Genomic DNA, 12,939 nt, shown 5'->3' on the forward strand with positions numbered 1-12,939 from the left:
ACATGATAAGGGGTAATGAAAGTTTGAACCGGAAAGCAAGGAGAGGAAAATGGTAACTTTTTCATTCTTGGCTGTTTTTATGTTGTTAGGCAGTTTAGTGATTTTTATTGATACATTATTATTCCACTATTCATTTATGGAAACAGCAATGAACATGTTTTATTTTCAACTTACCGAAGACAAATTGATTCTTGCCTTAATGGGGATATGCGGCATGATTTGGGCAATTGTAGTAGATGTTCGAAGAAAAAGGAAAAAGGGAAATCCAGAACAGCCTCATTCTTAAATAAGTAGTTTTTCATTAGGGGACGTGTATTTGAATGGAGAAGGAAAATTTATCTCTTACCCAATTGTTGGCATTGGAATTTATCTTTTTATTGGGCAGTTCAATTATCATGGGAGTTGGTACAGAGCTAAGGCAAAATTCTTGGATTGCCATCGCCATTGCGACTGTGTTGGGGACGGGTATCATGTATTTATTTTATACTTTGAACGAGCTGCTTCCAAATCATAATCTGTTTGAAATCATGGAGTATGGTTTTACGCGGCCTGTCGCCATTTTTATCTCCGTCTTCTATATTATTTATTTTCTCTATATCTCTTCGCGATTAAACCGTGATTTTGTGGAATTAATTGCCACAGCCATTCTGCCGCTAACTCCAATTGAAGTAATTTCTTTAACCGTCATGCTCGTCATTATCTATATTGTGTACCTAGGGGTCGAAGTACTTGCACGAGTATCTGAAATCTTTTTTCCCTATTTGTTAGGATTTATCTTTTTGCTTATTGTCTTTTTATTTGCCAGCGGCAGAATTAAACTTCAAAATGCACAGCCGATGCTTGGGGATGGCTTTATGCCGGTTATTAAGGGAATATTCCCCGGGCTAATTACCTTTCCATTCGGTGAATTAATTGTTTTTACTGTGATTCTCTCAAGTGTGACCCACCTTAAAAAAGCTAAAAAAGTAGTCTTACTCGGTGTGGTAATGGCAGGTTTTTCTCTGACCTTTTCAACGGCTATTATGCTGATGTCCTTAGGCGCAGACACAATGGAGTTTTCAATCTTTCCATTGCTGTCGGCGGCAAGAAAAATTTCAATCGCCAATTTTATTGAACGAACGGATGCACTTGTCGTCTTTATTATGCTGTTAGGTATTCTGGTCAAAAGCTCGCTTTTCTTTTATGCAGGATTAAAAGGACTTGAATATATTTTTCGCATTCCATATCGGGATTTTACCTTTCCAATTGGGATGACTGTTGCATGCTTTACTGTTTGGGTGTCAGCTAATTTTGCTGAACATGTGGAGGAAGGCTTAGTGTTTGTTACGCGTTATCTCCACCCGCCCATGCAGTTTGGCATACCATTCCTTCTGTTAGGCATTATTCTTTGGAAAACTAAAAAGCGGCAAAAGGCAAATAAAAAGTCAACAGCGGTCTAATTTAATAAAGAAGATGGAAATGGGGTGAGATGTTGACTTCAGAAAGACCATTTGTCCGGGTTAGGCGAAAACTAAGAGAAGCAAAGAATACTATTTCCAGCGAAGATAAACAATTGTCGATACTAGAGAATGAAATGATTTCTCTGCATGAACTGAAAGAATCTATTCTCTCTGCATTTGGCCAAACAGCTGACCTAATAATGGAGCAGGTGAGGATAGCTGAAGAAGAGGGAATATTATTTTATCTGAACAGTACGATTGATAAAAGCCAGTTACAGCAAACCCTAATGAACAAACATACGAACCAGCCAAATTCCTCCCTAGATTTAAAGACTGTAGAGGGGATACAGGATTTTTGTGAGCAAATGTTTGGCGGCTCAGGTTATAAACTTACTCAAACTGCAGAAGAGGCTATTAATGAATTATTAGATGGCAGCTTCGTCATTGCTTCTAAGAATTTTCCTCTAATAATTAGTATTGGTATGCCAAATACAAACCTGAGGCAAGTGGCTGAGCCAACCTCACAGACCGTTATTAGAGGACCGAAGGATAGTTTTGTGGAAGCCTCCTCCATAAATCTATCTCTTATTCGCAGAAGAATTAGAAATAGTAATCTTCGTTTTGAGGAATTTAGCATTGGCAGCGAAACAAAAACAAAGGTTTATATTGGTTATATGAATGAAATAGCCAATGAAAAAATTGTGGAGGAAGTACGAAAGCGACTGAACAAAATAAACGTTTCGGCGATTTTTGAATCAGGAAATATTGAGGAGCTTTTGGTAGATAAAACATTAACGGTATTTCCATTGGCTTTTAATACAGAACGCCCTGATACAGTGGCCGGGGAATTGATGGAGGGGAAAATCTGTATTGTTGTTGACGGTACCCCTTTTGCGTTACTAGTACCTGTCGTTTTTACTGATTTTTTTATTTCCTCAGAGGATTATTATCATCATTATATGATCTCGAGCTTTCTTCGAGTGATCAGATACATTTCCTTTATGATTGTCTTGATTGTACCGTCTGCATATGTGGGTATTTTAACCTACCACCCGGAATTAGTGCCTACCTATTTGTTAATTAATATTATGGCCCAACGTGAGGGTGTACCATTTCCGGCTGTTGTTGAAGTGTTGATTATGGAATTTACTTTTGAAATATTAAGGGAAGCAGGAATCAGAATGCCTAGAGCTGTCGGGCAGACGGTTTCCATTGTCGGAGCGCTTGTGATAGGGCAGGCAGCCGCAGAAGCAGGACTAATTTCCAATATCATGGTCATCATTGTGGCCATTACTGCTACCGCAAATTTCGTAGCTCCTGTCTATAGTCTATCGGCAGCGACTAGAATTCTAAGGCTAATCCTAATCCCAATAGCTGGTTTTTTAGGACTGTATGGGGTTTTGCTTGGCTTAGTCGTGATGGTCGCCCATCTAGCTTCATTACGATCCTTTGGTGTGCCATATTTGGCGCCAATTGCCCCACTTAACATGAAGGATCAAAAGGATGTATTTATTCGCTTTCCCTACTGGGGGTTGAGAAGGAGGCCGAGTTATTTACGTACAGCTGAGCCTATTAAGCAAGAGAAGTCAGACCTCAATACTCCTCCGGACATGCAAGGGAGGAATGGCGGATGAAAAAGAAGGTGTTATGTTTTCTATTATCATTGCAACTGCTGTTTTTAACTGGCTGCTGGGACCAAAGAGAGCTTGCGGCTGTATCAATGGCAATTGGAATGGCGGTTGATGTAGGGGAAAATGGTCTATATAAAATCACTGTTGAGGCGATTAACCCGGCCGAGCTTAATGATCAAACAGCAAGCGGGAATGCTCCCTCTGTTGTTTTCACCTTAGAAGGAAATACTATGTCAGAGATTGCACATAAAATGAATATTGGTTTTTCGAAATCCTTGATTTTCTCCCATATGAAGACGGTTATCATCAGTAAAGAGATCGCAGAAAAAGGAATGCTGCAATTTATCGATTTTCTTGAAAGAAATAGGGAAATAAGAGATGACTTTAATTTTATTATGGTGGATGAAGGTAAAGCAGCCGATGTATTAAAGGTTCTTTATACGATTCAGAAATCCTCTTCATTAAAATTAACAAGACAGATGAGTACCGGATCAAAGCTATGGGGATCCGACCCTGATATACGCTTAACGGATTTTGTTAATGCCCTTACAGCAACCGGACGCGAGCCGGTCATGGCCACTGTTCATATCAGTGGAAATCCTAAAAAAGGCGCGAGTATGGACAATCTGAAGAAATCCGAACTTGATGCTATCGTTGAAATTGATTCATTGGCCATGTTTCGGGACGAGAAGTTTGTCGGGACTCTTCCAATCGAACAAACGAGAGATTACTTATGGACACAAAATAAGATAAAAATGACCATTGTTAGCGTACCATGTGGAAATGAGAACTATATGGCGCTAAGGATTATTCATTCACGAACAAAAGTAAAAGGGGATATTCAAAATGGAAAGCCGCATATTAAACTATCGATACGAGCCGAAGGCTATATCAATGGAAACTTTTGCGGTCCATATCCGTTAAATGAATCAAGTAGTTACTTAATGTATGAAAAGAAAGTCGAAGACTATTTGAAAGAACAAATAGGCAAGATGATTCATAAGGTGCAAAAGGAATATGGGGTTGATATTTTCGGCTTTGGTGAAACCGTAGAACAGCAAAACCCAAAAAAGTATAAAAAGTATAAAGAAAATTGGGATGAAGCCTTTCAACAGGCCCAAATCGATATTGAAACAGATATAAAAATAAGAAGAGCAGGCTTAACCTCAAAAGGAGCTTTACTTAGAAAGAAATAATGTGGAGATAGCCAGAAGTTAAATGTTTAATTTTTATGAAAAATAAAGAATCAATAGAACTATTTACGCATGCATTGGAAAATGCTTAAAAACTAAGGAGAAATCCTTGGTTTTTTTATGCTCGAAAAAGGTCTGAATTCGTCTCAGCCTCAAGTCCTACTAGAAAATACATTTCGGGTTCGTTATAGGAAATCATTGAAAAAGGTAAGATGTAATCAAGAAAGGAGGCAACAAAACATGAAAAAATTTGGGTTGCTTTTAGCTGGAGGAATCGCTGCAATTGTGTTACTGCATAATCTTGGACCGATGGTAGGGCTGGTGATCAGTCTCGCGATTCTCTACTTTGTCGTCAAACAATTTATCAAGACTGATTCAATTTTAATGAAGATTGGCTGGGGTATTCTTGGCTTCGTCGCTTTAATGTCCTCTGCCTCTAATGTCCCCGCTATTCTAGGTATCGCTGCTGCATACGTGCTATATGTTGTTTATAAAAATTGGAATAAACCGAAGAACACTATCATTGAAGAAAGTGACGACCCATTCGTCAACTTCGAAAAGCAATGGTCTCAGCTAAATAAATATTAATAATTTAATTAACATTGTTGATATTTTTAAGCAGATTGAATGTAGTGGAAGGCACGCAGACTCCTGCGGTCGCCCTAAGGTGCGCGAAGTGCCTGGAACGGAATCCAATACCAGTATATTAGAACTAATTAAAAGGAGAGTATAAAAATGGCAAATTTATTTACCCGTATTAAAAATACTGTAATGGCAGATTTACATGAAGCAATTGATCATAAGGAGCAAAAAAATCCAATCGCATTACTGAATCATTATTTACGCCAATGTGAGCTGGAGACTGAAAAGGTACGTAAGCTTTTGGAAAGACAGTATCGCTTGAAGGATGAATTTACACGTGAATATCAGCAGGCTGTTGAGATGGCAGCTAAACGCAAATCTCAAGCAGAGGTTGCTTCGGGGGCAGCTGAAATCGAGCTTTACCAGTTTGCGGCAAATGAACAGCAGCATTTCGAGGAAAGAGCAGCACGTATCAACGATCTGATGGTTCAAGCAAACGCACAGCTTTCAGACCTGGAACAAAAATATGAATTAATGAAGCACAAGCTTAAGGATATGAATATCCGCCGCTTAGAATTAATGGGTAGAGAAAATGTAACACGTGCCCAGCATAAAATGAATCAGGTTCTTGATAACCAAACATATTCCACTAGCTCTTACTCACGTTTTCAAGAAATCGAAACATACCTTGACCGTCTAGAGGAAAATGTGAATCGTTCCTACTATCAAAACACAATTGATGAAAGAATTGCCCAATTAGAAAAACAAAATCAAACATTAAAGCAGGATAAAGAAGAAACAAGTTCAATTTCATAATAGAAACTGTTATTCTAAAAAGGCGTAGATATCTACGCCTTTTTAGAAACAATTGAGTTAATTCAAAGATTTTATGAAAAGCGTTCTTCGCTTTCAAATTTCCTATCATAACAAGAGGGGAGGAATACGGTTTGCTGAAAAAATTAAAAAGTGACTATCTCAGCTGGATTGTCTTACTAGGTGCCTTTTTTGTCCTATTAGATGTATTTTTCTTTAACCGCGGCTTAATCTTCTCCCTTATTGTTGCGATAGGAATGGTGTATTTAGGGAGAAAAAAGATGCCGAAAAAAACAGGGAAATTTCTTTTTTGGGCAGGACTTTTTCTACTCTTTGTTAATGTAATCAATATGATTGCCGTTAAGTTCTTTCTGATGGCTCTCTTATGTTTTCTTATTTATCAATATGCAAACAGGAAAAAGCTGCAGTATACGATCATCCCGATCATTAATGAACCGCATGCTGATGCCGGTCTTTACAGTGAAACCATCATTAAGGAACAGCCTCTTTTTCAAAACCGATTATTTGGCCATCAACAAACGCCGGATCATGTGTATGAATGGGATGATGTAAATATACAATGTGGTGTTGGTGATAGTCTAATTGATTTAAGCAATACCGTTTTACCAAAAGGAGAGTCGATTATCTTTATCCGAAACATCATGGGGAAAGTAACTGTCCATATTCCATATGATGTAGAAGTGAGCATCCATCATTCTGTCCTTTTCGGTTCGGCAAGAATTTTAGACTTTTACGAAACGTCCTTAATCAATCGGATCATAAATGTAGAGACAGCTAACTATGAACAAACAGACCAAAAGGTGAAGATATTCACTTCAATGATGGTTGGTGATATTGAGGTGAAACGCGTATGAGCATCATTTTACGTCATGTTCTAATTGGTACGTCTCTGTCCCTTATTATTCTCATTTTTGTTGCGGGTGAAATATTTTCCGTATTTCCGCTTTACCACTGGAGTGCATTATGGGAAAGCGATGTCTTGGATATTCCCTTTATTCTTTTTGTTCCAAGTGTCAGTATTGTCATTGGTATTGTATTTGGTTCTTTTTCAGGCCTTTATTGGCGTAAACAACTGCAGTCTATTGATGAAAAGCTCCATCAGATTGAGGAAGGTAGACCCTTTGAAAAGGATCGTTCCGCTTCTTCGGCTGAATTAGAATCCATAACGAAACGAATGAACAAAATTCAAAGACAAATTGCGGAGCAGGCAAAGGTATCACAGAGGCTAGCAACCGAGGCGGCTGAAGAACAGGAAAGCCGGATTCAGGAAATTATTTCACAGGAACGAAACCGTCTAGCACGTGAATTGCATGATTCGGTCAGTCAGCAGCTGTTTGCTGCTTCCATGCTGATGTCCGCCATCAACGAAGGAAAGCCTAACGAGGATGACCGCGAAACAAAACAGCTGAAACTAGTGGAAGAAATGATACACCAATCACAGCTCGAGATGCGGGCCTTGCTTCTTCATTTACGTCCTGTCGCATTAAAAGGAAAATCTCTGCAGGAAGGGATTGAAGAATTGCTTATTGAACTAACTCAAAAGGTTACGATGAACATAAAATGGAAAATAGAGGACTTTATTGTAGAAAAAGGGGTCGAGGATCACTTATTTCGTATTTTGCAAGAATCTGTTTCAAATACGCTTCGTCATGCGAAGGCAAGCCATTTGGAGGTACTGCTGATTAAACGAGACGGGTTTATTATTTTAAGGGTGTTTGATGATGGAATTGGGTTCGATATTGATGAAAACAAAGCCGGTTCCTACGGCTTGCAGAATATGCATGACCGGGCAATTGAAATTGGAGGCAATTTAAAAATCGTCTCGTTAAAAAATAAAGGCACCCGGCTGGAAGTAAAAATTCCTGTAATTGAAGGTGAGGATAATGATTAGAGTTATATTTGTTGATGATCATGAGATGGTAAGAATTGGAGTTTCCTCCTATTTGGCGGCCCAGCCGGATATAGAGGTGGTCGGGGAAGCCGATAATGGAAAAACGGCAATTGAGTTAGCGCTTTCGCTAAGACCAGATATTATTTTAATGGATCTAGTGATGAAGGAAATGGATGGGATTGAAGCAACTAGGCAGATTATTGACAAATGGCCTGAAGCAAAAATCATTATTGTCACAAGCTTCCTTGATGATGAAAAGGTCTATCCAGCACTTGAAGCCGGTGCCACAAGCTATATGCTGAAAACATCGAAAGCAAGTGAGATTGCTGATGCCGTCCGCTCTACATACAGTGGTCAATCGATTCTAGAACCTGAAGTAACCGGGAAAATGATGATGAAAATGCGGCAGAAAAATCACTATGAGCTCCATGAGGATTTAACAACCAGGGAAATGGAAATTCTTCTTCTCATGGCTGAAGGAAAAAGTAATCAAGACATCGCTGATGAGCTTTTTATTGCTTTAAAAACAGTCAAGACACATGTAAGTAATATTCTCAGCAAACTTCAGGTACAGGATCGAACTCAAGCTGTAATCTATGCATTTAAACATTCACTTGTAAAATAAAGGGCTGCTATTTGATAGCAGTCTTTTTTTTATGTAAATCTATCGATACTTTCTATAGGTTTGTCTTTTTTATGAATACAATTTGGCATATTTGTGAACTGGTTAACAAGTCTATAAAAGTGTGACGAACTTCACAAATTTTTTAGTGCCAAAAGAATTAATATATAAGCATAAAGAAGAGATTGTGATTAAATGAACAAATAATATGGGAGGTTGTAACAATGAATAACAAAAAATTAGTGATGATCGGTAATGGAATGGCTGGAATTAGAACAATAGAGGAGCTATTGAAAGTATCTCCAACTACGTATGACATAACCGTATTCGGAAAAGAACCACATCCCAATTATAACCGGATTCAATTATCAACAGTTCTTCAGGGTGATACAACCATTAATGATATCATCATGAATGATTGGAACTGGTATAGTGAAAACGGAATTACGCTTTACACCGGTGAAGAGATTGTAAAAATAGATATAGATAATAAACAAGTGGTATCTGATCAAGGGCGGGTAACGGAGTATGATGAACTAATTATTGCCACTGGATCAAGTTCATTCATCCTGCCAATTCCTGGTGCTGACAAGCAAGGCGTTACCGGTTTCCGCGATATCAAGGATTGTGAAACGATGATTGAAACAGCTAAATCACACAAGAAAGCAGTAGTGATTGGCGGAGGATTATTAGGACTTGAGGCCGCACGCGGGCTATTAAATCTAGGTATGGATGTGGATGTTGTTCATTTAATGCCTTATTTAATGGAAAGACAGCTTGATCCTGTTGCATCGAAAATGCTGGAAAAAGAGCTGCAATCACAAGGCATGAACTTCCTGATGGAAAAAGCAACAGCTGAGATTCTTGGTGATGACAGAGTAACAGGACTTAGCTTTAAAGATGGCACAACCGTATCTGCTGACCTAGTTGTCATGGCAGTAGGAATTAAGCCGAATGTTAGTCTAGCAAAGGAAAGTGGCATTCAGGTTAACCGGGGAATCGTTGTCAATGACTTTATGGAAACCAATATCCCAAATGTCTATGCAGTGGGAGAATGTGCTGAGCATCGCGAAATCGTCTACGGTTTAGTCGCACCATTATATGAGCAAGGAAAAGTACTTGCTGAATTCCTTGCCGGAAGAATGCCGGAACCATATCAAGGATCTGTTGTTGGTACACAATTAAAGGTTTCAGGTGTTGATTTATTTTCAGCCGGTGAAATCATGGATGATGACTCAACAAAAGCGATTAAAGTTCACAATGAATTTGACGGTGTCTATAAAAAAGTATTAATTCGCGACAATCATGTTGCAGGAGTTGTCCTATACGGCGATACAAAGGACAGCAATCGATTATTCCGGATGCTGACGAAGAAAGAAGATATCAGCGGCTTGACAAGTGTATCCATCCTTTCTTCAGGCTGTGAAGGCCATGGATCTAACGATGTTGCTGCGATGGCCGATGATGAGCTTGTCTGTGGCTGTAATGGGGTATCAAAAGGAACAATCGTAAACGCTATTCAAGAAAATGGACTTACAACTGTAGAAGAAGTGGGAAGCTGTACAAATGCAGGCCGTTCATGCGGTCGCTGTAAATCGCTCATTTCCGACATTTTAGCACTTACACTTGGTGATGAATATGATAAATCTGCGAAAAAGGCAGGCATCTGTGGTTGTACACATTTAAGCCGTGACGAAATCGTGGCTGAAATTAAAGAAAAAGGCTTAACAAGTGTAAAAGAGGTCATGAATGTTTTAGGCTGGAGAAATGAAGAGGGCTGCTCAAAATGTCGCCCGGCGATTAACTATTATCTTGGAATGATCAATATTGAAAATCATCAGGATGATCGTGATTCACGTCTGGTTAACGAAAAAATGCATGCTAATATCCAGAAGGACGGTACCTATACGGTTGTTCCTAGAATGTACGGCGGTGTAACTAGCGCAAAGGATTTGAAAACAATCGCTGAAGCAGCAGAGAAATATGATGTGCCGCTAGTTAAACTAACAGGTGGTCAGCGGATTGGTCTATTTGGAGTAAAGAAAGAAGATCTTCCAAGCATTTGGGAAGACCTAGGCATGGCATCAGGATATGCATATGGTAAAACACTTAGAACAGTAAAAACCTGTGTGGGAGCCAAGTTCTGCCGCTACGGCACACAGGATTCGATGGGATTAGGTATTGAATTAGAGAAGAAATTCGAACGTCTTGACACACCGCATAAAGTAAAAATGGGTGTATCGGGTTGTCCACGTAACTGTGCGGAAGCAGGAATTAAAGATATCGGCTTTGTTGGCGTAGACGGAGGCTGGGAAATTTATGTTGGAGGTAATGGCGGAACGGACCTTCGTGCTGGAGATTTACTAGGCAAGGTTGAAACAGAAGCGGAAGTAATGGAGCTAACGGGTGCTTATCTCCAATACTATCGTGAAACAGCAGAGTACTTGGAGCGTACATCGAAATGGCTTGAGCGTGTAGGACTAGAGCATATAAAAGAAGTACTGGCTGATGAAGAAACAAGAAAAGCATTAAATGAGCGTATGGATAAAACTCTAGAACGCTATATAGAGCCTTGGCAGGAAGCCATTGAAAGTAATGAAATTAAAGATAAGTATTACTCAAAGCATGAAATTGCTGTTCCGGTAAGATAATTTTTCGTAAAAGTCTATGATAAGATTTAATGTTGATTTTTGTTCGCTTGTTGACTGAAGTGGAAGGCACGAAGACTCCTGCGGGAGAAGCGAGACAGTCGAGACCCCACAGACACGAAGTGTCGAGGAGGCTCGGCGGTCGCCCGCGGAAAGCGAAGTGCCTGGAACGGAAATCAACAACCAAGGTTTAACACCCTAGTGAAAAGACAAAATATATGTGATAAGGTGGACAGAAAAATATGTCAAAAAAAGTAGAGCTAGCAAACTATTCCACTCTTCCGGAAAGAACGGGTCAGGTATTCGAAATGGAAGGACAAGAAATTGCTTTATTCCGATTAACTAATGGTGATGTCCATGCTATTGAAAACCGCAGCCCGCATCCAAAGGGCGGCACACTGGCAGACGGACTTGTCAGTGGAGAATATGTGTTTTGCCCTGTATATGACTGGAAAATCTCGCTTGTAAACGGGCAGGTTCAAGCACCTGATACAGGACTGGTAAAAGTTTATCCTTTAGAAGTATCTAATGACAAAGTCTATATTATTGTATAATGTAAAAAGAGTAAAAGAGTAGAGGGTGTCATCATCATGGACACCCTCCTTTGTATATTTGTATTCTGGAAGGATGACCGTATGTGAGCAAAGGAAAAGTGTTTTTAGTCGGCGCAGGACCGGGAGATATTGGGTTAATAACTGTAAAGGGGCTGGAGGCAATCAAGCAGGCTGAGGTCATTTTATATGACCGTTTGGCAAATCCGAAATTGCTGGATTTTGCACCTTTTGGCTGTGAATTGATCTATTGCGGGAAACTGCCTGACCGCCATACATTAAGGCAGGAAGGGATTAACAGCCTGTTAGTGGATAAGGCATTAGAAGGGAAACGAGTTGTTCGTTTAAAGGGAGGAGACCCCGGCGTTTTTGGAAGAGTAGGTGAGGAGGCCGAAGCATTAGCGAGTGCAGGAGTTGAATTTGAAATGGTACCGGGAATATCCTCGGGAATGGCCGCTCCTCTCTATGCTGGTATTCCAGTAACACATAGACAATTTGGAGAAACGTTTGCAGTGGTAACAGCACACGACCAATCAAAAGATGGAAAGCCTGTTCTTGATTGGAAGGCACTCGCAAGTGGAATTGATACAATCGCCTTTTATATGGGGGTCAAAAACCTTCCTTATATCTGCCAAAGCTTGATGGAGAATGGAAAATCACCGGAAACCCCGGTTATTCTTATACAATGGGGTACCTTTTCAAGACAAAAAACGTTAGAAGGAACACTTGCTACAATTGCCGAATTAGTCGCAGAGCAGAAGTTTAGTAACCCTGCGATTACGCTTGTCGGAGAGATTGTGTCGATACGTAAAAAAATTAACTGGTTCGAGAAAAAAATATTATTTGGACGACAGATTCTACTCGCAAGAACAGGCTTCAAATCGAGCGGCTTGGCACAGGCTTTGACAGAGCAAGGGGCAGATGTAATTGAATTTCCTAGATGGAAAAATGCAGAAGTGCCGGTTAATTACGATATTTTAGACAAGCTTGCCCATTATGAAGAGATCCTATTTACTTCTGTTGAAAGTGTTGAAGAGTTTTTTCAGTTATTAATGAAAGAACAAATTGATATTCGCAGTCTTTCAGCTAATCTATATGGATTATCAAAGAAAACGGTCACCGCATTGCAGGAACGAGGCCTGCTGGCAGATATCACCGATCATCTTTTTCAAAATGAGGCCCTGCTGGTTGTTGGGGATAGCCGTGTAGCACATAAATATAGAAATTGTGATTTACTAATTACAAGTGAGAAAGTAGTGGACGACACATTTTTACCGATTCTAAAAAGAATACTTCACGAAGCAAAGCCAGATAGTATTGTATTTCCAAGTGCACAATCTGTCAAAATGTTTTTCGAGGAGGAAGCTGTTGTTGGGCTATTCCCACCAGAATTCCTCGAGGGAGTGAAAGTTATCTGTATGGGAAACAAATCAGAAATGGCTGCGCAATTTTACGGAGTTCAGTCTGATGGAATTGCAGAAACACCAACACGTGAAGCCCTAATCGAAACCATTAAAAAGTGTTCGTTAGATGAGTAAAAATGGAAGG

At 39.7% G+C, this 12,939-nt stretch carries 12 protein-coding genes; all 12 read left to right on the forward strand.

All coding sequences use genetic code 11. The features are described 5' to 3' along the window. Positions 1-49 precede the first annotated feature (49 nt). Positions 50-286: a hypothetical protein gene (locus ACHUFV_RS21630; RefSeq protein WP_394237768.1), complete on the forward strand. Its 237-nt coding sequence runs from the start codon at positions 50-52 to the stop codon at positions 284-286. A 34-nt stretch (positions 287-320) separates the two neighbouring features. Continuing rightward, positions 321-1,439 carry a GerAB/ArcD/ProY family transporter gene (locus ACHUFV_RS21635; RefSeq protein ID WP_394237769.1) on the forward strand — a complete coding sequence of 373 codons (1,119 nt, stop codon included), beginning with the start codon at positions 321-323 and terminating at the stop codon, positions 1,437-1,439. Between the two features lie 29 nt (positions 1,440-1,468). Continuing rightward, a complete protein-coding gene (locus tag ACHUFV_RS21640; protein ID WP_394237771.1) occupies positions 1,469-3,073 on the forward strand; it encodes a spore germination protein in 1,605 nt (534 codons plus the stop codon). Next, the gene (locus ACHUFV_RS21645; protein ID WP_394237773.1) at positions 3,070-4,266 is read left to right on the forward strand and encodes a Ger(x)C family spore germination protein; all 1,197 of its coding nucleotides are present in this window, start codon (positions 3,070-3,072) and stop codon (positions 4,264-4,266) included. The genes ACHUFV_RS21640 and ACHUFV_RS21645 overlap by 4 nt, the downstream gene beginning before the upstream one ends. 237 nt (positions 4,267-4,503) lie before the next feature. Then, positions 4,504-4,851, forward strand: a complete 348-nt coding sequence (locus tag ACHUFV_RS21650) for a lmo0954 family membrane protein (RefSeq protein WP_394237774.1) — start codon at positions 4,504-4,506, stop codon at positions 4,849-4,851. Positions 4,852-4,998: 147 nt separating this feature from the next. Then, positions 4,999-5,661 carry a PspA/IM30 family protein gene (locus tag ACHUFV_RS21655; protein WP_394237776.1) on the forward strand — a complete coding sequence of 221 codons (663 nt, stop codon included), beginning with the start codon at positions 4,999-5,001 and terminating at the stop codon, positions 5,659-5,661. A gap of 131 nt (positions 5,662-5,792) precedes the next feature. Beyond that, positions 5,793-6,533, forward strand: coding sequence for a cell wall-active antibiotics response protein LiaF (liaF, locus tag ACHUFV_RS21660; protein ID WP_394237778.1), 741 nt, complete (start codon positions 5,793-5,795; stop codon positions 6,531-6,533). Further along, positions 6,530-7,570: a sensor histidine kinase gene (locus tag ACHUFV_RS21665; protein WP_394237780.1), complete on the forward strand. Its 1,041-nt coding sequence runs from the start codon at positions 6,530-6,532 to the stop codon at positions 7,568-7,570. The genes liaF and ACHUFV_RS21665 overlap by 4 nt, the downstream gene beginning before the upstream one ends. Next, positions 7,563-8,195: a response regulator transcription factor gene (locus ACHUFV_RS21670; protein ID WP_394237782.1), complete on the forward strand. Its 633-nt coding sequence runs from the start codon at positions 7,563-7,565 to the stop codon at positions 8,193-8,195. The genes ACHUFV_RS21665 and ACHUFV_RS21670 overlap by 8 nt, the downstream gene beginning before the upstream one ends. A gap of 221 nt (positions 8,196-8,416) precedes the next feature. Then, entirely contained in the window at positions 8,417-10,843 is a 2,427-nt protein-coding gene (nirB, locus tag ACHUFV_RS21675; protein ID WP_394237784.1) for a nitrite reductase large subunit NirB, read from the forward strand. 239 nt (positions 10,844-11,082) lie between these two features. Beyond that, positions 11,083-11,394: a nitrite reductase small subunit NirD gene (gene nirD / locus ACHUFV_RS21680; RefSeq protein ID WP_394237785.1), complete on the forward strand. Its 312-nt coding sequence runs from the start codon at positions 11,083-11,085 to the stop codon at positions 11,392-11,394. 83 nt (positions 11,395-11,477) lie between these two features. Then, positions 11,478-12,929, forward strand: a complete 1,452-nt coding sequence (gene cobA / locus ACHUFV_RS21685; RefSeq protein WP_394237787.1) for a uroporphyrinogen-III C-methyltransferase — start codon at positions 11,478-11,480, stop codon at positions 12,927-12,929. Positions 12,930-12,939 lie beyond the last annotated feature (10 nt).

The organism is Niallia oryzisoli, assembly GCF_043641075.1.
Lineage (GTDB): Bacteria > Bacillota > Bacilli > Bacillales > Cytobacillaceae > Bacillus_BD > Bacillus_BD oryzisoli_A.